20 protein-coding genes are annotated in these 23,165 nt (G+C 63.7%); 13 read left to right on the plus strand and 7 right to left on the minus strand.

All coding sequences use genetic code 11. The features are described from left to right. From bioD to bioB, 5 genes are all read right to left on the minus strand, one after another. Positions 1–521, minus strand: a 521-nt coding sequence (bioD, locus tag HP546_RS08845; RefSeq protein ID WP_172222966.1) for a dethiobiotin synthase, incomplete at its 3' end; no start/stop codon positions are given. 10 nt (positions 522–531) lie between these two features. Continuing rightward, positions 532–1,350, minus strand: coding sequence for a malonyl-ACP O-methyltransferase BioC (gene bioC / locus HP546_RS08850; RefSeq protein WP_172222969.1), 819 nt, complete (start codon positions 1,348–1,350; stop codon positions 532–534). Continuing rightward, positions 1,343–2,074, minus strand: a complete 732-nt coding sequence (locus HP546_RS08855; RefSeq protein ID WP_172222973.1) for an alpha/beta fold hydrolase — start codon at positions 2,072–2,074, stop codon at positions 1,343–1,345. Before HP546_RS08855 ends, bioC begins: the two co-directional genes overlap by 8 nt. Further along, positions 2,067–3,239: an 8-amino-7-oxononanoate synthase gene (gene bioF, locus HP546_RS08860; RefSeq protein ID WP_172222976.1), complete on the minus strand. Its 1,173-nt coding sequence runs from the start codon at positions 3,237–3,239 to the stop codon at positions 2,067–2,069. Before bioF ends, HP546_RS08855 begins: the two co-directional genes overlap by 8 nt. A 1-nt stretch (position 3,240) precedes the next feature. Further along, on the minus strand, positions 3,241–4,299 hold the full coding sequence (gene bioB / locus HP546_RS08865; protein WP_172222979.1) for a biotin synthase BioB: 1,059 nt from the start codon (positions 4,297–4,299) through the stop codon (positions 3,241–3,243). A gap of 90 nt (positions 4,300–4,389) precedes the next feature. Here bioB and HP546_RS08870 point away from each other — a divergent pair, with 90 nt between their 5' ends. The 4 genes from HP546_RS08870 to rarD all read left to right on the plus strand — a co-directional run bounded on the left by HP546_RS08870 (position 4,390) and on the right by rarD (position 8,134). Next, complete coding sequence (locus HP546_RS08870; protein WP_172222982.1) at positions 4,390–5,121, plus strand: ComF family protein; 732 nt, start codon at positions 4,390–4,392, stop codon at positions 5,119–5,121. A gap of 166 nt (positions 5,122–5,287) precedes the next feature. Next, positions 5,288–6,052, plus strand: coding sequence for a TOBE domain-containing protein (locus HP546_RS08875; RefSeq protein WP_172222985.1), 765 nt, complete (start codon positions 5,288–5,290; stop codon positions 6,050–6,052). A 155-nt stretch (positions 6,053–6,207) separates the two neighbouring features. Further along, positions 6,208–7,182: a serine/threonine protein kinase gene (locus HP546_RS08880; RefSeq protein ID WP_172223003.1), complete on the plus strand. Its 975-nt coding sequence runs from the start codon at positions 6,208–6,210 to the stop codon at positions 7,180–7,182. A gap of 64 nt (positions 7,183–7,246) precedes the next feature. After that, the gene (rarD, locus tag HP546_RS08885) at positions 7,247–8,134 is read left to right on the plus strand and encodes an EamA family transporter RarD (RefSeq protein ID WP_172223007.1); all 888 of its coding nucleotides are present in this window, start codon (positions 7,247–7,249) and stop codon (positions 8,132–8,134) included. A 245-nt stretch (positions 8,135–8,379) separates the two neighbouring features. Here rarD and HP546_RS08890 read toward each other — a convergent pair whose 3' ends face one another. Beyond that, a complete protein-coding gene (locus HP546_RS08890) occupies positions 8,380–8,898 on the minus strand; it encodes an ACT domain-containing protein (protein WP_172223012.1) in 519 nt (172 codons plus the stop codon). Between the two features lie 448 nt (positions 8,899–9,346). On the opposite strand from HP546_RS08890, the gene HP546_RS08895 reads away from it, so the two are divergent. Further along, complete coding sequence (locus HP546_RS08895) at positions 9,347–11,524, plus strand: malate synthase G (protein WP_172223016.1); 2,178 nt, start codon at positions 9,347–9,349, stop codon at positions 11,522–11,524. 138 nt (positions 11,525–11,662) lie between these two features. On the opposite strand, the gene HP546_RS08900 is transcribed toward HP546_RS08895, so the two are convergent. Further along, positions 11,663–12,202, minus strand: coding sequence for a response regulator (locus HP546_RS08900; RefSeq protein ID WP_172223019.1), 540 nt, complete (start codon positions 12,200–12,202; stop codon positions 11,663–11,665). A gap of 116 nt (positions 12,203–12,318) precedes the next feature. Between HP546_RS08900 and HP546_RS08905 the strand changes: the two genes are divergently transcribed. The 8 genes from HP546_RS08905 to HP546_RS08940 all read left to right on the plus strand — a co-directional run. After that, positions 12,319–14,256, plus strand: coding sequence for a DUF294 nucleotidyltransferase-like domain-containing protein (locus HP546_RS08905; protein WP_172223039.1), 1,938 nt, complete (start codon positions 12,319–12,321; stop codon positions 14,254–14,256). Beyond that, on the plus strand, positions 14,253–14,963 hold the full coding sequence (locus HP546_RS08910) for a PolC-type DNA polymerase III (RefSeq protein ID WP_172223043.1): 711 nt from the start codon (positions 14,253–14,255) through the stop codon (positions 14,961–14,963). The genes HP546_RS08905 and HP546_RS08910 overlap by 4 nt, the downstream gene beginning before the upstream one ends. Before the next feature lie 236 nt (positions 14,964–15,199). Next, positions 15,200–15,718, plus strand: a complete 519-nt coding sequence (locus tag HP546_RS08915; protein ID WP_172223046.1) for an RNA polymerase sigma factor — start codon at positions 15,200–15,202, stop codon at positions 15,716–15,718. After that, the gene (locus tag HP546_RS08920) at positions 15,715–16,671 is read left to right on the plus strand and encodes a FecR family protein (RefSeq protein WP_172223049.1); all 957 of its coding nucleotides are present in this window, start codon (positions 15,715–15,717) and stop codon (positions 16,669–16,671) included. Before HP546_RS08915 ends, HP546_RS08920 begins: the two co-directional genes overlap by 4 nt. A gap of 233 nt (positions 16,672–16,904) precedes the next feature. After that, positions 16,905–19,337, plus strand: coding sequence for a TonB-dependent siderophore receptor (locus HP546_RS08925; RefSeq protein WP_172223052.1), 2,433 nt, complete (start codon positions 16,905–16,907; stop codon positions 19,335–19,337). Positions 19,338–19,491: 154 nt separating this feature from the next. Then, positions 19,492–20,604 (plus strand): PepSY domain-containing protein, encoded by a 1,113-nt coding sequence (locus HP546_RS08930; RefSeq protein ID WP_172223055.1) that lies wholly within the window; start codon positions 19,492–19,494, stop codon positions 20,602–20,604. Next, on the plus strand, positions 20,601–20,777 hold the full coding sequence (locus tag HP546_RS08935) for a hypothetical protein (RefSeq protein ID WP_172223058.1): 177 nt from the start codon (positions 20,601–20,603) through the stop codon (positions 20,775–20,777). The genes HP546_RS08930 and HP546_RS08935 overlap by 4 nt, the downstream gene beginning before the upstream one ends. Positions 20,778–20,848: 71 nt before the next feature. Beyond that, on the plus strand, positions 20,849–23,165 hold a 2,317-nt coding region (locus HP546_RS08940), incomplete at its 3' end, for a dermonecrotic toxin domain-containing protein (RefSeq protein WP_172223061.1).

Here is a 23,165-nt window from a genome sequence, read left to right on the forward strand (position 1 = left end):
CAACCCGCCAACTGCAAGCCATCCCGCGCAATCGCCTCGGCGCTCAGCAAGGCATGGCTGATACAACCCAGCCGCACCCCTACTACCAGGATCACCGGCAAGTCCAAGGCGACGGCCAGATCGGACAAGTTCTCCAGGCCAGCCAGCGGCACACGCCAGCCGCCAGCCCCCTCGATAAGGGTGAAGTCGGCCCGTTGATCCAGCACATTGCGCATCGCCGCCAGCAGCGGCGTCACGCCAAGCGTCACCCCGGCCTCGCGGGCCGCTACATGCGGGGCAATGGCCGGTTCGAAGGCAAACGGGTTGACCTGCTCGTAGGGCAGTTTGATCGAGCTTTCATCGATCAGCGCCTGGGCATCGCTGTTTCGTAGTCCCTTCGCCGTCATCGTGCAGCCGGAAGCGACCGGCTTGGCCCCCAGCGTGCTCATCCCCTGCAAGCGCGCTGCATGCAGCAATCCCGCTGCAATGGTGGTCTTGCCGACATCGGTGTCGGTACCGGCAATGAAATAGGCCTGGTTCATCTCGCTCCCCTTACGCCTGTGGCTTGCGCAACACACCATAGACCACCTGATAGGTGGCTGGCAGCCCCTCTGGCTGGCGAAATGCCTCATAGGCCTGCAACAGGCCCTGCATACGGGCCCGGCCGGTGAGGCCGGAAGGCCGCCCAGGGTTCAGGTTATGCGCACCGAGGGCCTTCAGCTCGTGGGTCAGGCTGCGCACATCCGGGTAGTGCAGCACATGCGGGCAACGCTGCAGCCCAAGTGGTTCGAAGCCACTGGCTGCGCACAGGCGTTGGTAGTCCTCGAAACGTCGGAAGCGGTTCACGTGCACCAGGCCATCCACCTTCTGCCAGCTTGCGCGCAGCTCGTCGAGGGTGCCCACGCACAGGCTGCTGAAGGCCAGCACACCACCCGGGCGCAACACGCGCAGGGCTTCTGCCAGCACGCTGGCGAACTGGTCGCACCATTGCACGGCCAGGCTGCTGAATACCAGGTCGACGCTGACATCACGCAGTGGCAAACGCTCGGCGTCACCGACCACGTGGTAGTGCGCCCCACCTTGTTCGTTGCGGGCATGGCACAACATGCCTTCGGCGATATCCACCGCCACACCGCTGGCTTGCACGAACCGCTCGGCCAGGGCCCGGCTGAAATGACCGGTGCCGCTGCCCAGGTCCAACCAGCGCGACGGCTGCAGACCCTGCGGCAATTGCTCGAGCAAGTGCAGGCCCACAGCCCGCTGCAACGCCGCCACGCTGTCGTAGCTGGCCGCAGCGCGGGAGAACGAAGCAGCCACTTGGCGCTTGTCGGGTAGCGCGCCGGGCAGGGTCGGACGGGATAGATCAGTCATCGCCACTCTCATGCAGGAAAATCTTGATGCCCGACGCCAGCTCCTGTGGGTACTCCAGCAGGAACGCGTGGGAACTGTCTTCGACCAGGCCCACTTCCACATCGGGCAACAACTCGCTCAATGCCTTTGCCGCCTCTGCCGGCACCAGCGCATCGCTGCCGGCAAACAGGTGCAGTTGCGGCCCGGGGTAGGCCTGAAGGGCTTCGCGGGTATCCAGCTTGGCCAGCACTTCCAGGCCAGTGGCCAAGTACAGCGGGTCGGTGTCAGGTACCCCCACACCCAGCTGGCGCAACAACGTGCGCGGCTGCAGGGCGCCATCGCTGCACAGGCTGCGGAAACGCTTGAGGGTGACCTGGGTATGGCTGCGGCAGCCGTCGAGGAAGGTGCCGAAGGTGTCTTCGGCCATGCCGTGGGGCCAGTCCGGGCGGGCGACGAAACTGGGGTTGCTGGCCAAGGTCAGCAGGCCGCAGCAGTGGTCACCGCGTTTGCGCGCCAGCGCAGTAGCCAGCATGCCGCCGAGCGACCAGCCACCCAGCCAGACATCGCTCGGCAGCTTGCGATCAAGGTGGTCGAGCCAAGCCTCGACATCGCTGTGGGCAAGTTCCGGCAGCGGCATCAGCTCCACCTGCAGGCGTGCGTCCTGGGCGCGCAGGCTGGCCGCCAGCGGCTCCAGGGAAGCAGTGCCCAGGCCCCAGCCGGGCAGTAGAACAAGTCGATTACGCATCGGCGTTCTCCAGTTGTGGATAACACTCGGCCAATGCATTCAACAATAGCTGCACCTGCGCTTCGCTGTGCGCGGCGCTCAGCGTAACTCGCAGCCTCGCGCTGCCAGCCGGCACGGTAGGCGGGCGGATGGCGGTCACCAGCAGCCCGCGCTCGCGCAACATGCGTGACAGGCGCAGGGCCTGCGCGCTGTCGCCGATCAGGATCGGCTGGATCGGTGTCGGGCTGTCCATCAATTGCAGCCCGATCTGCTGCGCGCCTTCGCGGAACTGGCGAATCAACGCCGCCAGGTGTTCCCGGCGCCAGGTTTCACGGCGCAGCAGCTCCAGGCTCTTGAGCGTGGCGCAGGCCAGTGCCGGTGGCTGGCTGGTGGTGTAGATGTACGGGCGGGCGAACTGCACCAGCGCCTCGATCAGCTCTTCACTGCCGGCAACAAAGGCGCCGGCAGTACCGCAGCCCTTGCCCAGCGTGCCGATCAGCACGGGCACATCCTCCAGCCCCAGGCCAAAGTGCTCCACAATACCGCCGCCCTGGGCGCCGAGGGTGCCCAGGCCATGGGCATCGTCGACCATCAGCCAGGCGCCGCGGGCACGGGCGACTTCGGCCAGCGTCGGCAGGTCGGCCAGGTCGCCATCCATGCTGAACACGCCATCGGTGACCACCAGGGTATTGCCGACGGCCTTGTCCAGGCGGCTGGCCAGGCTGACCGGGTCGTTGTGCAGATAGCGGCTGAAGCGGGCACCGCTAAGCAGCCCGCCATCCAGCAGCGAGGCATGGTTGAGACGGTCTTGCAGCACGGTGTCACCCTGCCCCACCAGCGTGGTGATGGCGCCCAGGTTGGCCATGTAGCCCGTGGAGAACAGCAGCGCACGCGGGCGCCCGGTGAGCTCGGCCAGCGCCTCTTCAACCTGGTGGTGCGGGGTGCTATGGCCGATCACCAGGTGCGAGGCACCGCCGCCGACACCCCAGCGCTCGGCACCGGCCTGCCAGGCGGCGACCACCTCGGGGTGGTTGGCCAGGCCGAGGTAGTCATTGCTGCAGAAGGCCAGCAAACGCTGACCATCAACCACTACTTCCGGCCCCTGCGGGCTTTCCAGCAATGGTCGCTGCCGATACAGGTCTGCGGCGCGCCGTTCGGCCAGGCGCGTCGCCAGGTCGAAGGCCATCTCAGGCCGACGCGGCGTTGTAGAACATCTCGCTGCTGCGCTGCTCGACCAGCGCCTGCTCGATGGCTGCCTGGTGCACTTCGTCGGCGTGTTCTTCACGCGCTTCGGGCTTGATGCCCAGGCGCGCGAACAGTTGCATGTCCTTGTCGGCCTGCGGGTTGGCAGTAGTCAGCAGTTTTTCGCCGTAGAAGATCGAATTGGCGCCAGCCATGAAGGCCAATGCCTGCATCTGTTCGTTCATCTGTTCGCGGCCGGCCGACAGGCGTACATGCGACTTGGGCATGAGCAGGCGGGCTACCGCCAGCATGCGGATAAAATCGAACGGGTCGACGTCTTCTTCCTCGGCCAACGGCGTGCCGGCAACCTTGACCAGCATGTTGATCGGCACCGATTCCGGGTGCTCTGGCAGGTTGGCCAGCTGGATCAGCAGGCCGGCGCGGTCGTCCAGCGACTCGCCCATGCCGAGGATGCCGCCCGAGCAGATCTTCATCCCCGCATCGCGCACGTAGGCCAGGGTCTGCAGGCGCTCGCTGTAGGTGCGGGTGGTGATGATGCTGCCGTAGAACTCCGGCGAGGTGTCGAGGTTGTGGTTGTAGTAGTCCAGGCCAGCCTGGGCCAGCGCGGCGGTCTGCTCCTGATCGAGCTTGCCGAGGGTCATGCAGGTTTCCAGGCCCATGGCCTTCACCCCTTTGACCATCTCCAGCACGTAGGGCATGTCCTTGGCCGACGGGTGCTTCCAGGCCGCGCCCATGCAGAAGCGCGTAGAACCGATGGCCTTGGCGCGGGCGGCTTCTTCCAGCACCTTCTGCACTTCCATCAGCTTCTGTTTTTCCAGCCCGGTGTTGTAATGGCCGGACTGCGGACAATATTTGCAATCTTCCGGGCAGGCGCCAGTCTTGATCGACAGCAGGGTCGACACCTGCACGCGGTTAGCGTCGAAATGCGCGCGGTGCACGGTCTGCGCCTGGAACAGCAAGTCATTGAACGGTTGCTGGAACAGCGCCTTGACCTCGGCCAGGGACCAGTCGTGACGTGTTGTTGCAGTTGTGCTGGCGCTCATCGGCGTTTCCTTGTGTAGGCTGAAGCTGGCGCCGGGACAGGGAAAGCCCGCCAGCGCATCACGGATAGCTCGCATAGTCATGGAAGCCCTATGAACTGTCAACCGCACTTGAAACAACTGGTTTACAAGTGGTCACTTATTAATCAGTCGTGCTTGTTATGTGACGAGCCTGCCGGGCAGACCTACCCAGTCTGCGTTGCCTGCGAACAGGCGCTGCCCTGGCTGGGCGATCAATGCACCCGCTGCGCCCTGCCCTTGCCTATGGCCGGGCTCACCTGTGCGCAGTGCTGCCGTCGACCACCGGCGTTCGACCAGGTGATAGCGCTGTGGCATTTCGGCTTTCCAGTGGACACCCTGATCAGTCGTTTCAAACACAACCGCCAATGGCCGCTGGGGCGATTGATGGCCGAATTGCTCGGGCATGGGCTTTTGCACCGCTTTGCAGAGGGGCTGCCGCGCCCCGACCTGCTGTTGCCTGTGCCCCTGGCCAGGCGTCGACTGCGTGAGCGGGGGTTCAACCAGGCCGGGATGCTGGGGCGATGGCTGTCGTCACAACTCGGGATCCCCGGCGACCAGCGCATACTCCTGCGCACGCGGGAGACGCCCGCGCAGCAGCGCCTGGATGCCCAGGCACGGCGGCGCAATTTGCGCCAGGCCTTTGCGCTGATGGGTGATCTGCAAGGCAGGCATGTCGCCCTCGTCGATGATGTGCTGACCACCGGTGCGACTGTACAGGCCATCGCCGAGGTGCTGCGCAAGGCCGGGGCGCAAAGGGTTGATGTGTACTGCCTGGCGCGTACGCCCAAGCCTGGCTATGTATGAGCGTGCGCATCGCTCTGTGAGCGGCCTTGTGTCGCGATCGGGCTGCGCAGCAGCCCCAGCGATCTCTGCCCGGGCAGAAACCGTGGGGCCGCTTCGCGCCCCTTTCGCGACACAAGGCCGCTCCTACACACTATCCACCCTCAGGCCCAACACCAACAGACTACCCATGCCCCTACCCACCCCCCTTACCCAACACATATCCCGCCGCCCCCAGCGCATCGCGCTGCTGCAGCACATTGCCGAACAGGGCTCGATCACCCGCGCCGCCAAGGCTGCCGGCATCAGCTACAAGGCAGCCTGGGATGCCATCGACGAGCTCAACAACCTGGCCAGCCAGCCGCTGGTGGAGCGCAGCACGGGCGGTCGGGGCGGTGGTGGTGCGCGCTTGTCGCCGGAAGGCGAGCGGGTGCTGCGCCTGTATCAGCGGCTGCAGTCGTTGCAGGCGCAGTTTCTCGAAGCCGCCGAAGAATCCAGTGACCTTGATCTGCTCGGCCGGCTGATGTTGCGCACCAGTGCGCGCAATCAGCTGCAGGGCCAGGTCAGCGGGCTGAACCGTGAAGGACGGTATGACCGGGTGAGCCTGGCATTGGGCGGTGGGCTGGTGATCGATGCGTTGATCACCCAGGACAGCACTGCACGGCTGGAGTTGACGCTGGGCAGCATGGTGGTGGCGCTGCTCAAGGCGGGGTGGGTGCGTTTGCTGGCGGAGGGGGAAGAGCCCGAGGTGGGCAGCAATTGCCTGCGTGCGACGGTGGAGGAAATACTGGCAGAGGTCGACGGGCCCAGTGAAGTCAGGCTGGCGCTGGGCAATGGGCAGACGTTGTGTGCCATTGCCGAGGCGGATTGGCTGGCAGGCCAGCGGGTGGTGGATGGCTGCGCGGTACGGGTACAGTTTCAGCCCTCTTATGTGTTGATCGGGGTTCCTGCTTAGCCTGTGCCGGCCTCTTCGCGGGTAAACCCGCTCCCACAGGGATCGCATCAGGGCTTACAGGTGCGATCCCTGTGGGAGCGGGTTTACCCGCGAAGAGGCCGGCACAGGTATAACGCGCTACCATGGCCTCCACGCTGTCTTCCCCTGGAGTTCCCATGTCCCACCCGTTCGCCACCCTCACTCCCGATCTGGTCCTGGACGCTGTCGAAAGCGTGGGCTTTCTCAGTGATGCCCGGGTGCTGGCGCTGAACAGCTACGAGAACCGGGTTTACCAGGTAGGCATCGAAGACTCGCAACCGCTGATCGCCAAGTTCTACCGGCCTGGCCGCTGGAGCGATGAAGCGATCCTCGAAGAACACCGTTTCACCGCCGAGCTCGCCGACTGCGAAGTGCCGGTAGTTGCCCCCATGCTGCACGAGGGCCGCACCCTGTTCGAGCACCAGGGCTTTCGCTTCACCCTGTTCCCCCGCCGCGGCGGGCATGCACCTGAACCGGGCAACCTCGACCAGCTCTACCGCCTGGGCCAGTTGCTTGGCCGCATGCATGCCGTGGCCGCCACACGGCCTTTCGAACACCGCGAAGCGCTGGCTGTGGACAACTTCGGCCATGCTTCGCTGAATACCCTGCTGGATGGCAATTTCGTCCCGCGCGAACTGCTGCCCGCCTACGAGTCGGTTGCACGCGACCTGCTAAAGCGTGTCGAGGACGCTTATGCCCGCACCCCGCACAAGGTGATGCGCCTGCACGGAGACCTGCACCCCGGCAACCTGATGCACCGCGACGAGGTTTACCACGTGGTCGACCTCGACGACTGCCGCATGGGCCCGGCGGTGCAGGACCTGTGGATGATGCTGGCCGGTAACCGCGAGGAACGCCTGGGGCAACTGGCCGAGCTGATCGACGGCTACAACGAGTTCCACGATTTCGACCCGCGCGAACTGGCACTGATCGAGCCCCTGCGCGCCCTGCGCCAGTTGCACTACAGCGCCTGGCTGGCACGGCGCTGGGATGACCCTGCGTTCCCGCCCAGCTTCCCCTGGTTCGGCCAGCCACGTTACTGGGGCGACCAGATTCTCGCGCTACGCGAACAAATGGCCGCACTGGATGAGCCGCCGCTGAAATTGTTCTAGAAGCTTGCCCGCCTCTGTCTACAATAGGCGTCGGGTTATTTAGCTACCTAAGCAAGGATTCTGCATGCACGCCGCAAACCCGCGTCGCGGGTACATTCTGGGCCTCAGCGCCTACATCATCTGGGGTTTGTTCCCCCTGTACTTCAAGGCAATCCAGAGCGTCCCGGCGGTGGAAATCATTGTCCACCGGGTACTCTGGTCGGCACTGTTCGGCTCACTGCTGCTGCTGGTGTGGAAGCATCCTGGCTGGTGGCGTGAACTGCGCGACAACCCGCGCCGCCTGGCTATCCTGGCCCTGAGCGGGACGCTGATCGCCGGTAACTGGCTGACCTATGTCTGGTCTGTGAACAATGGTCGCATGGTCGAGGCCAGCCTGGGCTACTACATCAACCCGCTGATCAACGTGCTGCTGGGCATGCTGATTCTTGGCGAACGCCTGCGCCGCCTGCAGTGGCTGGCGGTGGCCATGGCAGCCGTGGGCGTGGCCCAGCAGGTATGGCAAGTGGGCAGCCTGCCCTGGGTGTCGCTGGTGCTGGCGCTGAGCTTCGGCTTCTATGGGCTGATCCGCAAGCAGGCACCGGTGGCGGCGTTGCCGGGCCTGGTGGTGGAAACCTGGATGCTGGTACCCCTGGCGATCGGCTGGCTGTTGCTGCATCCGACGGCGATGAGTGCCCAGGGCGCGTTCTATACCAACAGCGAAGCGCTGTGGTTGATGGCTGCGGGGCCTGTGACCCTGATACCGCTGGTGTGCTTCAACGCCGCTGCGCGGCACCTGCCGTACACCACCCTGGGCTTCCTGCAATACCTGGCGCCGACCCTGGTGCTGCTGCAGGCGGTGCTGCTGTTCGATGAGCACTTGTCGCCCAGCACCTTGGTGGCGTTCATGTTCATCTGGGCAGGTCTGGCGGTTTACAGCGTCGATGCGTGGTGGAATTTGCGCAAGCGCAGCTGATCATTAAATGATCAAAACTCTGCAGGCCAGGTAATTCATGGCCTGCAGACACATCTCCATAGGTTATCCACACCCTGATCCCCGTGCTTTGTGCACAAGCTGCTGATTGTTGGGTGTTTTTTGATCATATCTCTGCAAGCCACATGTTGCGTGGCCTGGAGGGGTACACCCCCAGGTTATCCACAGGGCCTTCCCCGCAATATCGGGATAACCCCACGTGCTGTCTGGAGCCCCGCCAATTCCGGTCAATCCTCCGGACGCAGCTGCAACTCCACCATCAAGTCATCCGCCAGGCTCTCCAGGCGCTGCTGCAGCTCATCCAGCGGCAAAGTCAGCGGCAGCGCCAGCAATGCATCGGCGTGAAACAACGGCTCACTGCTCATCGGCGCAGGCCGCACCTCTGTGGAAAACCTCTCGACGTTTACCTGCAACTCAGCCAGCAACCGGGTAATGTCCCGCACGATCCCCGGCCGGTCGTTCCCTACCAGCTCCATGGCAATCGGCTTCCAGGTACAGGACGGCTCGATCCCGCTCTCGGCAATCAGCACGCGAATATCATGCTTGACCAGCGCCTGCAAAGACTTCACCAGCTCATCATAATTTTCCGCCGGCACCGCCACCCGCAAAATGCCGGCAAACTGCCCGGCCATGCGCGACATGCGGCTCTCCAGCCAGTTGCCACTATGGTCGGCGATGCACTGGGCGATGCGTTCGACCTGGCCGGCCTTGTCAGGGGCGATAACAGTCAGTACAAGATGATCCACAAGCCCTTCCTCGTGTCGGACCGCGCCGTGCGGCAGTAAATCGGGGATCGACTCAGTATAGGCAAGGCGCGGCAACCTGCCGCAGGGCACTCGACACAGCCAATCGTGTACTGTTTCAAGATTTATCTGGAACAATCCACCTGTTTTTTGCGAACATACCCACTCCCAGCGTGACCATACGCGACCAACGGGTCGCAGAACGGCGCTTTTAGTCTGATTTTGCCCCGCCTACTGCTTCATGTAGTATCCCGTGGCGCGGACTACAAAACGTCGTTTGGATGTCTGCCAAGGCGCCTGTGAAAATACGCACACTGCCCACCAGCCTGTCTGGAAGGCCGCACCCAGCCGCGCTCGGGCCATCCCGGGGGCACGCACTGGTGCCGTGTTTAGAGAAGCGCTACAGGCTTAATACAGAAGAGCGAAATAGCTGAGCAGAGTGAGGCAAGCAATGACTGGATACGTTCAAGTCGGTGGCCTTCAGGTCGCCAAGGTCCTGTACGACTTCGTGAACAACGAAGCCATCCCGGGGACCGGCATCGTCGCCGAGCAGTTCTGGGCAGGTGCAGAAAAGATCATCAATGACCTCGCTCCAAAGAACAAAGCCCTGCTCGCCAAGCGCGACGAGCTGCAAGCCAAGATCGACGCCTGGCACCAGGCACGCAAAGGCCAGGCACACGACGCCGTAGCCTACAAAAGCTTCCTCCAGGAAATCGGCTACCTGCTGCCACAAGCCGACGATTTCCAGGCCACCACCCAGAACGTGGACGAAGAAATCGCCCACATGGCCGGCCCGCAGCTGGTGGTTCCGGTGATGAACGCCCGCTTCGCCCTGAACGCCGCGAACGCCCGTTGGGGCTCGCTGTACGATGCCCTCTACGGCACCGACGCCATCAGCGATGAAGGCGGCGCCGAAAAAGGCAAGGGTTACAACAAGGCACGTGGCGACAAGGTCATCGCCTTCGCCCGCGCCTTCCTCGACGAAGCCGCGCCACTGGCGGCCGGCTCGCACGTTGACTCCACCAGCTACCGTATCGAAGGCGGCAAGCTGGTAGTTGCCCTGAAAGGCGGCAGTAACAGCGGCCTGCGCGACGATGCCCAGCTGATCGGTTTCCATGGCGACGCTGCTGCACCCACTGCCGTGCTGCTCAAGCACAACGGCCTGCACTTCGAAATCCAGGTCGATGCCAGCACCCCTGTCGGCAGCACCGACGCCGCTGGCGTGAAAGACATCCTGATGGAGTCGGCGCTGACCACCATCATGGACTGCGAAGATTCGGTTGCCGCCGTCGATGCCGACGACAAGGTGGTCGTCTACCGCAACTGGCTGGGCCTGATGAAGGGCGACCTGGCCGAAAGCGTGAGCAAGGGCGGCAAGACCTTTACCCGCACCATGAACCCGGATCGCGAGTACGCGGCGCCCAACGGCGGCAGCGTGACCCTGCACGGCCGTTCGCTGCTATTCGTGCGCAACGTTGGTCACTTGATGACCAACCCGGCGATCCTCGATGCCCAGGGCAATGAAATTCCCGAAGGCATCCAGGACGGACTGTTCACCAACCTGATCGCCCTGCACAACCTCAACGGCAACACCAGCCGCAAGAACACCCGCACCGGCAGTGTGTACATCGTCAAGCCGAAGATGCACGGTCCTGAAGAAGTGGCCTTCGCCGCCGAAATCTTCAGCCAGGTGGAAGACCTGCTGGGCATGCCGCGCAACACCGTCAAGGTCGGCATCATGGACGAGGAGCGCCGTACCACGGTCAACCTCAAGTCCTGCATCAAGGCAGCCGCCGAGCGCGTAGCGTTCATCAACACCGGCTTCCTCGACCGCACCGGCGATGAAATCCACACCTCGATGGAAGCCGGCGCCGTTGTGCGCAAGGGCGCCATGAAGAACGAGAAGTGGATCGGCGCCTACGAGAACAACAACGTCGACGTCGGCCTGGCCACCGGCCTGCAAGGCCGTGCGCAAATCGGCAAGGGCATGTGGGCCATGCCCGACCTGATGGCAGCCATGCTCGAGCAGAAGATCGCTCACCCGCTGGCCGGCGCCAACACCGCGTGGGTACCGTCGCCGACTGCTGCCACCCTGCACGCCTTGCACTACCACAAGGTCGACGTACAGGCACGCCAGCGTGAACTGGCCTCGCGTACCCCGGCATCGGTCGACGACATCCTGGCCATCCCGCTGGCCGCCGACACCAACTGGTCGGCCGACGAGATCCGCAACGAACTGGACAACAACGCCCAGGGTATCCTCGGCTATGTGGTGCGCTGGATCGACCAGGGCGTGGGTTGCTCGAAGGTGCCGGACATCAACAACGTCGGCCTGATGGAAGACCGCGCCACCTTGCGCATTTCCGCCCAGCTGCTGGCCAACTGGCTGCGCCACGGCGTGGTCAGCCAGGAGCAGGTGCTGGAAAGCCTCAAGCGCATGGCCGTGGTGGTCGACCAGCAGAACGCCGGCGACGCCCTCTACCGCCCGATGGCGCCGAACTTCGACGACAACGTTGCGTTCCAGGCGGCCGTGGAGCTGGTGGTGGAAGGTGGCAAGCAGCCGAACGGGTATACCGAGCCTGTGCTGCACCGCCGTCGTCGCGAGTTCAAGGCGCGTAACGGGTTATAAGCAGCCTCTGCGAGCGAGGGCCGCTTTGCGGCCCAATCGCCGGCAAGCCAGCTCCTACAGGGACTGCACAAGCGTTGGAAGCTGTGCGGTCCCTGCAGGAGCTGGCTTGCCGGCGATGAGCCCAGTACGGGCGGCTGTTCAATCGAGCTTCAACTCTTTCTTCACCAGCTCCAGCAACTTGCCCAGGTCCACCGGCTTGAGCAGGAAATCCACCACCCCCAGGTGCATCACGTCCACCGCCTCCTTCACATCGGTGTCGCCCGACACCACGATGATCGACAACGCCGCCCGCTCCGACTCGCGAACCTGCCGGATCAGTTCCAGGCCATCGCTGGGCTGCATGCGCAGGTCGGTAATCATCAGTGCGATGCGCGGTTCGTAATGCAGCTTGAATATCGCTTCGTTGGCCCCATCAGCGGTCATGCACTCGATGCCTCTGCTCTTCAGGTACCACTTCAGCGCGTCACTGTTGACCGGGTTGTCATCGACAATCAACACCACCGGGCTGGGCGCCAGCGGCGCACTCACCACGGCCAATGCCTCACGTTCGGCGTCACTCAGGATGTCGTCATGCTCAACCATGGCCATCTCGTCAAAAAAATTCCGCTTCAGCAGTAGGACCGCAGTAAATGCGCAACCCGATCCACCTTTCGTCGGGTCTTTGACAGGGCCGCTCATAGACTTACGTCCAATGGGCACCACCCCGCCGCAAGCCGACCATGGAGGCAGAGAACAACATGCCCGGCACCTATATATAGATATATATAGTTCGGCATAGCGATACGGTCAGTTTCATGAGCAAAAAGGACGCCTACAGCCAGGCGGGCAGGACGGCAGTGCTGCAGAACATCCAGGGTACGTTGCAGTTCCTGCAGCGTTTTCCGCCGTTCAACCAGATGGAGCACAGCCACCTCGCCTACCTGGTCGAGCAATGCCAGCTGCGCTTCTACGCGTGCGGCGAAAGCATCGTCAAACCGGCTGACGGCCCGGTCGAGCACTTCTACATCGTCAAGCAGGGGCGTGTGGTCGGCGAACGCCAGCACCTGGTCAAACCCGGTGTCGAGACCACCTTCGAAATCACCAGCGGCGAATGCTTCCCGCTGGCCGCGCTGCTGGGCGAACGGGCGACCCGCACCGAGCACCTGGCCGGTGAGGACACCTTCTGTCTGCAACTGAACAAGGCTGCATTCATCCGCGTGTTCTCGATGTCGGAAGTGTTTCGGGATTTTGCACTGCGCGGGGTCAGCAGCCTGCTCGATCAGGTCAACCAGCAGGTGCGTCAACGTGCCGTTGAAACCCTTGGCACCCAGTACTCGCTCAACACCCCCCTGGGTGAACTGGCCATGCGCCACCCGGTGGTGTGCAGTGCCGACACGCCCCTGCGCGAAGCCGTGTGGTTGATGCACGAGCAACAGGTGGGCAGCATCGTGATCGTCGATGCGCAGCGCTACCCTACTGGCATCTTTACCCTGCGTGACCTGCGCCAGGTAGTGGCCGCTGCCGATGCCGAGCTTGGTGCACCCATCGAGCGCCACATGACGGCCAGGCCGTTCTATCTCAGCCCCACGGCCAGTGCCTTCGACGCGGCCATGGCCATGACCGAACGGCATATCGCCCACGTGTGCCTGGTTGAAAACCGGCGCCTGTGCGGGGTAGTTTCAGAGCGTGACCTGTTCTCCCTGCAACGGGTCGACCTGGTGCACCTTGCGCGCACCATTCGCCATGCACCGCGCCTGGAAACGCTGGTCTCGCTGCGCGGCGAAATCAGCCAGCTGGTCGAGCGCATGCTCGCCCACGGCGCGTCGTCCACGCAGATCACCCAGATCATCACCTTGCTCAACGACCACACCGTGTGCCGGGTGATCGAGCTGGCACTGGCCGAGCGCGGCGACCCTGGTGTGCCGTTCAGCTGGCTGTGCTTTGGCAGCGAAGGGCGACGCGAGCAGACCCTGCACACCGATCAGGACAACGGCATCCTCTTCGAGGCCGCCGACCGCGCCGAGGCCGACGCCATTCGCGCCCGCCTGTTGCCGCTGGCCCAATACATCAACCAAAGCCTGGCCCAGTGTGGCTTTACCCTGTGCAAAGGCGACATCATGGCCGGCAACCCAGAGCTGTGCCTGTCGCGCAGTGAGTGGGCGCGACGCTTTGCCGGTTTTGTCCGCGAGGCCAGCCCGGAGAACCTGCTGGGTTCAAGCATCTATTTCGACCTGCGCGTGGTGTGGGGCGACGAGCAAGGTTGCGAGCAACTGCGCCAGGGCCTGCTCGAGCAGGTGGCCGACAACCGCATCTTCCAGCGCATGCTGGCCGAGAACGCCTTGCGCCAACGCCCGCCCGTGGGCCGCCTGCGCGATTTCGTCCTGACCCGCCAGGGCAACGACAAAGCCGCCACCCTGGACCTCAAGGTCCAAGGCCTGACGCCCTTCGTCGATGGTGCCCGGCTGCTGGCCCTGGTCAATGGCGTCGGTGCGTGCAATACGCTGGAACGCTTGCGCCAACTGGTGGCCAAGGGCGTCATCGAGCCACTGGACGGCGCCGCCTATGAAGAGGCCTACCACTTCATCCAGCAAACCCGCATGCAGCAGCACCAGCGCCAGGCCCGCGCCAACCTGCCGTACTCCAACCGGCTCGACCCGGACAGCCTCAACCTGCTGGACCGACGCATCCTGCGCGAGTCCCTGCGCCAGGCGCAGCGCCTGCAAAGCAGCCTGGCCCTGCGGTATCAGCTATGAGCCTGTTCGCCTGGCTGCGCCCGAGTGCGCCCGAACTGGCCCCCGCCATGCGCCAGCGCCTGGCCCGGTTGTCCAAACCCGCGCCGCTGGGGGTGTGCACCTTGCGCGAGCAGCGCTGGGTGGTGCTGGACCTGGAAACCAGCGGGCTCAACTTCAACCGCGACCAGGTGCTGTCGATCGGGGCCGTGGCCATCGAGGACGGTGCGATCGATTTTGCCCAGCAATTCGAACGCACCCTGCATCGGCCATTGCAGAAAACCAACGCCAGCGTGCTGATCCATGGCCTGGGGCCGAGCGCCCTGGCTGCCGGTTGCGACCCGGCCGAGGCGTTGCTGGACCTGCTCGATTTTATTGGCGACAGCCCGGTGCTGGCATTTCACGCGCCGTTCGACCAGCGCATGCTGGGCCGGGCGCTGAAGGACAGCCTGGGTTATCGCCTGCAATCGCCGTTTCTGGATGTTGCCGAGCTGGCGCCGATGCTCAACCCCGACACAGTACTGCGCGAGGCTGGGCTGGATGACTGGGTGGCGCGGTTTGGGCTGCAGGTGGATGAGCGCCATCATGCCAGCGCCGATGCGCAGGTGACTGCGGAGCTGGCGCTGATTCTGTTCAGCCAGGCGCGGCGGCAACAACTGGACAGCCCGTTGCAGCTGGAGCAGCGGTTGCGCGGGTGGCGGCGGCGCAAAGTGCACAATCACGGGCTGTAGATTTGCATTGGCCTTGCAGGCCTCTTCGCGGGTGAACCCGCTCCCACAGGTTCGGCGCAACATTCAAGGCATGCGCTGTACTTGTGGGAGCGGGTTTACCCGCGAAGAGGCCTGCCCAGGCAACACATCTCCAATGCTGGCAATCCGATAAGCGTCCATTGCACCCACCCCCTCCCCTCTGCAACAATCGCGAATAATTATCGTTAGTTAATACATACGTTCCAGGGGGACGCTGCTTGTCTTCTGCACACAGCCCACACGCCGATCTGGTCGGTGCACTGTACCGCGACCACCGCGGCTGGCTGCTGGCCTGGCTGCAACGCAGCATGGCCTGCCGCCAACGTGCCGAAGACCTGAGCCAGGACACGTTCGTGCGCCTGCTCGGCAGAGAGCAGCTGGACACGCCTCGCGAGCCCCGCGCCTTTCTCGCCGCCGTGGCCAAGGGGCTGATGTTCGACCACTTCCGCCGCGCCGCGCTGGAACAGGCCTACCTGGCCGAGCTGGCACTGATACCGCAAGCCGAACAGCCCTCCCCTGAAGTGCAACACCTGATCCTCGAAGACCTCAAGGCCATCGACCGCCTGCTCGGCAAGCTTTCCAGCAAAGCCCGCGCAGCGTTCCTGCACAACCGCCTGGACGGCCTGGGCCATGCCGAAATCGCCGAGCGCCTGGGCGTTTCGGTTTCGCGGGTGCGCCAGTACATCGCCCAGGGCATGCGCCAGTGCTATGTGGCCCTGTATGGGCAGCCGACGTGAGCAACGCGCCGGTTTCATCACGGGTGCTGGAAGCCGCCATCGCCTGGAAACTCAGCCTGGACGACGCCAGCGGCACGCCCGACGAACGCGGTGAGTTCATGCGTTGGCATGCGGCCAGCGAAGAGCACGCCCGCGCCTGGCGCCAGCTCGGTGCCATGGACCAGCGCGTCAGTGTAGCGGCCGGCCCGGCCCGCCAGGCCCTGCTGCAGTCTCGCGTCGGCCTGCGCCGGCGGGTTGCCAAGGCCGGCGGCGGCCTGGCCGGCATGTTGCTGCTCGGCTCGCTGCTGGCCTGGGTTGGCGCACCGGCGCTGGCACCCAGTTACTGGCTGGCCGATCAGCGCACCGCCACCGGCGAGCTGCGCACCCTGCGCCTGGAAGACGGCACGCTGCTGAGCCTTAATACCCACACCGCCGTGGACATCGACTTCCAGGGCGAGCAACGGGTGATCGTGCTGCATCAGGGCGAGATTTCGGTCGAAACCGGCCATCACGACCCTCGCCCGCTGCTGGTACGCACCGACGATGGTCGGCTGCGGCCACTGGGCACGCGCTTCCTGGTGCGCCGCGAAGCCAGCGGCACACGCCTGGAAGTGCTGCAGGCGTCCGTCGCTGCCAAGCCCCTGAACAGTGGTGACGAACAGGTGTTGCGCGAAGGCCAGCAGGTACTGATGGACGCCAACGGCCTGGGCCTGGTCGGCCAAGTGCCAGCCGGTGCCGATGCCTGGACCCGCGGCATGCTCGTGGTGGACAACGTGCGACTGGGCGACCTGCTGGCCACATTGGGCAAGTACCGCAGCGGCTACCTCGGGGTAGATGCCAAGGTGGCCGACCTGCGCGTCACCGGCAGCTTCCCACTGACCGACACCGATTTGGCACTGGCATCACTGGTGCCGGCATTGCCGGTGAAGATCGAGCGGCATACCCAGTGGTGGGTGACCGTCACTTCCAAGTAAACCTGTACTGGCCTGTTCGCGGCGGTTCGACGCTTCGATAAACCCGCTCCACGTCAATCTCACCGCATTTGAAATCGAGATGTCCCTGTGGGCACGTGTTCACCCGCGAAAGGGTCGGCACATGCGCTAATCAACTTTAAATAATTCTCAACATTTTTCAGATTCGCCCTGTCACTTTTCAATTCTCGCTCGGCAAGGAAGCAGCAAGCACTTACCCGTCGAGGAACCGCCGCATGTCCCGTGCCGTTGATCGTATCCTGCGCCCCAGCCTGATGGCCCTGGCCATCGGCCTTGGCGCCCCGTTGGCCAGCCCTGCCCTGTTCGCCGCCGAACAATCCGCACCGCGCGCCTACGATTTGCCCAGCGCTCCTTTGGCCACCACGCTCAACCAGATCGCCAGCCAGGCCGGTATCGCCCTGGCCATCGACCCAGCCCTGGTCAACGGCCGCACTTCGGCCCCGGTAAGCGGCCGGTACGACGGCCTCGGCGCCCTGCAAGCCGCCTTGGGCGGCACCGGCCTGCAGCTGCAGCAGAGCAGCGTCGGCAGCTACAGTCTGGTGGCGGTTCCGGATGGCAGCCTGGCATTGCCGGAAATCACGGTGAATGCGTCCAGCGCCAGCGAAAGCGCCTGGGGCCCGGTCGAAGGCTATCTGGCCAATCGCACTGCCGCCGGCACCAAGACAGACACCGCGCTGGTCGAAGCACCGCGCTCAATCTCGGTTGCCACTCGCGAGCAGATGAAAGACCGCGGCGTGCACAGCCTGGATGACGCCGTGCGCTATATGCCAGGGATCGTGTCCGCCAGCTTTGGCAGCGACACGCGCTATGACTGGATGCGTGTGCGCGGCTTCGAGCCCACCCAGTTTCTCGATGGCCTGCCGCTGCCACGCGGCGTGTACGCCAACCCGAAAGCCGAAACCTGGAACCTCGACCGCCTGGCGCTGCTGCGTGGCCCAGCGTCCTCGGTCTATGGCCAGACCCCGCCCGGCGGCCTGCTGGACATGGTAAGCCGCCGTCCGCAGGCAGAAAGCGAGCACGAAATCGAACTGCAGTACGGCAGTGACAATCACCGTCAGATCAACTTTGCCAGCACCGGCAAGATCGACGACGAGGGCCGCTTTCTGTATGGCGTCAGCGGTGTGATCCGTGACAGCGGCTCGCAGATCGATCACATCGACAACAAGCGCTACAACATCGCCCCAAGCCTGACCTGGAACATTGACGAAGATACTTCGCTGACGCTGCTCACCCAGTTCACCCGCGACGATACCGGTGCCACCAGCCAGTTCCGCCCCATCCAGGGCACCAAGATCGACATGCCGTTCGGCAAGATCTCCCACCACAAGAACCTGGGTGACCCGGACTACGAGTTCTACGATCGTACCTACTACGCGCTTGGCTATGCCTTCGAGCACCGCATCAACGACGTCTGGCAGTTCCGTCAGAACCTGCGCTACACCAAGTCGGACCTGGCGTTCCAGACCATCACCCCCGGCAGCTATTACCAGCCCGGTGGCCCGGTACAGGACGACGGCACTGTCAGCCGAATGTCCACCAATACCGATGAAGACATCAGCCAGTTCGCGGTGGACAACAACTTCCAGGCCGACTTCGCCACCGGCGACGTTACCCACACCCTGCTGATCGGCCTGGACCATCAGCGCATCAACACCAACTACCTGTCGATCTTCGGTTTCAACGTGCCGGACAGCAACGTCAACAACCCGGTATACGGGTTGCCAATCACCCGCCCGGACCGCTCGAAAGCGTTTTATGACTACAACCAGAAAACCCGTCAGACCGGGCTGTATGTGCAGGACCAGATGGCGCTTGGCAACTGGCGCCTGACCTTGGGTGGGCGGGAGGACTGGGTGCACACCGGCACCAAGTTCTTCAACCAGGGCGATGCCACCAATACCCAGCGGGACAAGAAGTTCAGCGGCAACGCGGCCATCAGCTATGTGTTCGATTCGGGCTTGGTACCGTACCTTTCGTATGCCGAGTCATTCCAGCCGACCGGCAATGCCAATGCGTCGGCCACGCAGTCTTTCAAACCCACCGAAGGCAAGCAGTGGGAGCTGGGGGTGAAATACCAGCCGCCGGGTTCCAACACCCTGCTGTCGGCAGCCGTGTATGACCTGACCCAGAAAAACGTCTCGGTGACCGACACCGTCGGTGGCGTGACCATCACCAGCCAGACTGGCGAAGTGAAAGTCCGGGGGTTGGAGCTTGAAGCGGTTTCCGACGTTACCGAGAACCTGAAGGTGATTGCCGCCTACACGCTGGCCAAGTCCGAAGTGCAGAACGGCGACTTCAAAGGCAACCGCCTGCAGCTGATGCCGAACCAGCAGGCCTCGCTGTGGGGTGACTACACCTGGCACTCGGGCGTACTGGACGGCTTCGGCATCGGCCTGGGTGCGCGCTATACCGGGAACACCTACGGCGACCAGGCCAACACCTACCTGGGCAAGGCCAATGCCTACACCGTGTTCGATGCCTCGGTGCACTACGACCTCGGCCGCCTGAACAGCAGCCTCAAAGGCGCGTCGGTCGCGGTCAACGCCACCAACCTGCTGAACAAGGACTACATCTCTACCTGTGACTCGTACTACTGCTACTACGGCGACGAGCGAAGCGTTGTTGCTAGCGCCACCTACAAGTTCTGAGTGAGCGGGGCCGCTTTGCGGCCCAATCACCGGCAAGCCAGCTCTTGCAGGTACAGCGCAAGCCTCTGGCCATGTGCCCCCCTGTGGGAGCTGGCTTGCCGGCGATTGGGCTGCGCAGCAGCCCCTCGATCCAACAGAAAAAATCGGTACCGTGATGAAAAGCCCAACCATCCGCCGCTGGTCCGCGATCCACACCTGGAGCAGCCTGGTCTGCACTCTGTTCCTGCTGTTGCTGGCACTCACCGGCCTGCCGCTGATCTTCCACCACGAACTCGAACAGCTGCTCGGCGACGCGCCTGAACTGCGCCAGATGCCGGCAGACACCCCGCACCTCGATCTTCAGCAGCTGGTGCTCAAAGCCGAGCAGCATCGCCCCGGCGAGGTCATGCAGTACTTCGGTTACGACGAAGACGAACCCAACGGCGTGGTCGCCATCACTGCCGCTACCGCCGGCACCGACCCCAACCTGTCCCACACCTTCATGCTCGACGCCCGCACTGGCGAAGCTGTAGCGATGCCAGCGGCCAACGGCGGCTTCATGATGCTCATGCTGCGCCTGCACGTAGACATGTTTGCCGGTCTGCCCGGCAAGCTGCTGCTGGCCTTCATGGGCGTGCTGTTCATCGTAGCGATCGTCTCCGGCACGGTGCTCTATGCGCCGTTCATGCGTCGCCTGGAGTTCGGCACGGTACGCCACGACAAATCCCGGCGCCTGCGCTGGCTCGACCTGCACAACCTGATTGGCGTGGTGACCCTGGCCTGGGCGTTGACGGTAGGCGTAACCGGCGTGATCAGTGCGCTGTCTGACCTGGTCATCGCCGCCTGGCGCAATGACAGCCTGGCCGCCATGGTTGCGCCTTATCGTGACGCCCCACCGCTCACCCAACGCGCCCCTGCAACCCGCCTGCTGGACATTGCCGCACAGGCCGCCCCCGGCATGCGCCCGGACTTCATAGCCTTCCCCGGGACGCGCTTTTCCAGCGAGCACCACTACGCGGTGTTCATGAACGGCGCCACGCACCTCAGTTCGCACCTGTACACACCGGTGCTGATCGATGCCCGCACGCTGGCGGTCACGGCGGTCGGCGAGCGCCCCTGGTACATGGACGCCATGGGCCTGTCGCAACCGCTGCACTTCGGCGATTACGGCGGGCGGCCGATGCAGATCCTCTGGGCCGTGCTCGACGTGCTGACCATTGTCGTACTGTGGAGCGGCCTGTACCTGTGGTGGAGCAAACAGCGCAGACCCAAAGGAGCGCGGGCATGAGCCACAAATCGCAATCGACCTGGCAGGTTTTCGCCTGGCCGGCACTGCTCGCGCTGTTGGCCGCGCTCGGCCTGTTCGCGGCGCTGCTCGGTGACGGCTGGTGGGACACGCTGTCATGGCTCGGCCTGGGCATTCCGGTCTGGCTCAGTGTGCGGGGCATGAAACGTCGCTGAGGTAGCTGGGTAACACATCGCCCCGGCCGCCAGCCTGCAGCATGGTCCGCTTTCAGAGCAGGACACGGACCATGACCACACCACAACGCTTTCGAGTGCTGGATGAGCGCCTGACAGCGCTACTGCCAGTAGCAGGCAGCGTAGAAAATAGCCTGGACCAGTGCCTGGGGCAGCTGTTCCCGGGCCTGGGCATTACCGCGCGCACGCTCTACTTCGACACCGACAACCTGTTGACGCTGACAGGTTTTCACCTGTTCGATGGTGGCACCTTCAAGCTCCCCGCAGGAAGCCGGCCAAGCCACGCCGAGCATCAGGCCCTGAGCCTGCCCGTTGGTTTCAGTTCACGCATCGACCGCTTCTGCCGCACCATTCGCCAGGAACTACACGCCCGACTGGCCGCAGATTGGCAAGCGCGCGACGCCACAGGCCTGACCCGTATCGTGCGACTCGCCTCGCTGCGCAGTGACCAGTTCGAAGCCGAAATGCGCTTGCGCAGCACTGACCAGACGCTTTCCAGCGAACATATCCAGTTGCTCAGAACCTGCCTGGAACTACCGCTGCCCTGGCAGCGCAGGCATTTGCCGCTGCATTCACGCCCACAGCTGTATCGCCCCTTGCTGACTGCCACCGAACCCAACTGGCGCAACCACATACCCGGGCTCATGGTACTCACTGAGCACGGCGCAGAAGGCCAGCTGCTGGACCAGCATGGCAAAGTCGGCCGTACCCTTCTCTGTAGTGTGGCGCACGGTGTGGAGGCCTTTGACAGCCTTGCCGAACTGCATCAAGAGCTTTGTGAACGCCTGGAGGACCCGCAGCAAAGCGAACATCTGCTGGCATTGCTGGCTACCCCCGAGCAAAAGCAACGCGCTCGTCAGGCCGAGCAGCTGCGCTATGACTGGTACCCCGAGGAGTTGGTGCAGTTTCAGGCATTTGCCATCCGCGACGCGCAGCTGGCACGCCTGACCCATGCCTGGCATCACAGTTGGAAACAAGGCCTGCAACGCAACGTCGAGCAACTCGACAGGGCATTGGCTGACGCACTGGACATACGCCCCCAGGTCGGCAGCGTCGGGCCGCTCGCCACACGCTACGGGCTACTGCTTGAAAAGCACCTGCCCAACTGGTTGCGTACCACCTCGCAACAAGGCGTGACGCATATCATGCAGGCGCTGCAGCAACAGGTGGCAGCGATCCAGGGAGCGGCGGCACCCGGGATTCTCACGCTGGGGCAGTTCAACCAGCAACACTCGCTGCTGAACTGGGTAAACGAGAGGCTGCAGGAATACCTTCAACGTGACCCAGGGCTGGATATCCACCCCCGCGACATCTTTGTCAGCGTAACGGTTGCGCGCCAGACAGGCCCCTTGATCAATCCGCTCCCCACTGCGGGCGCCACGGGTTACATCCCGGTAGCCAGCAGGCCTATCGTGGGCGACACCATCAAATTTGTTCGGCACACCTACAGGCTCGACGAACTGGCGCTGCTGAACATCGCCTGGTTCGAAGTCGACTACTGGCTCACGGCAAAGGTGCACCTGCACGATGGCGAAGCGTTGCCTGCCCTTACACCCTCCAGGGTCAGGCAGATGGTGCGGCGGCTGAATGCTGGAACCGGCTATCAGGCTTATCTACGTACCCAGTTGCTCGACTCACCCGAAGGCGAGTGGCGGCAGTGGGCGCACGGGGAACTGAACCGCACCCGCATGAACGCCGAGGCGGTCAAAGGGCGCTACGCCGGGCATTTTCTTTTGGATACTTTCGAGCAGGGCTACGGCTGGGCCAGCACAGTGATCAACGCACCCGACAGCCAGGCGCGCCCTTATTTCAACAACGAGCAGCGCGTGGACGTACAGCAGTTGCTCATCCAGGAGCAGACGTTGCAAGGCGTGCTGTTGCTGGTATCGCCCCTGAACTCCAAGCGCATCGTGGTGTATGCCCCGGACGCTCCCGACCGCCGCTACTGGCGTGAATATGCCAACGCACGCGGGCTGATGCGAGCGATACGCAACGATCAGCGCCTGCGCAATTACGTCGCCCAGCGCCTTCCCCGTGCCAACCGCGATAACATCGAGAAGCTCCTGGTCAAGGGGCGCCTCGGTTCACACGTACGACAGCAGACCATCACCGGTAACCTCTATCATGCAGCCTACCGCGCAGAGGTCCATAACCTGATGGCGCAAGCTGACGCTGCCACCCGCAGCAACGAGGAATTGCTCGGCACATTTTCGATCAACGTGCTGCGGTTGTTGCTCGACATCGTTACCCTGGTACTGCCACAACGCCAACTCATGGCGCTGGCCTTCGGGCGCATGGGTATCTCGATCTGGGATGGTTTCGAAGCGTTCAACGAGGATGACCACGAAGATGCGCTTCATCACGCCATTG

This window comes from Pseudomonas sp. CM25 (assembly GCF_013179705.1).
In the GTDB taxonomy this organism is placed as follows: Bacteria; Pseudomonadota; Gammaproteobacteria; order Pseudomonadales; family Pseudomonadaceae; genus Aquipseudomonas.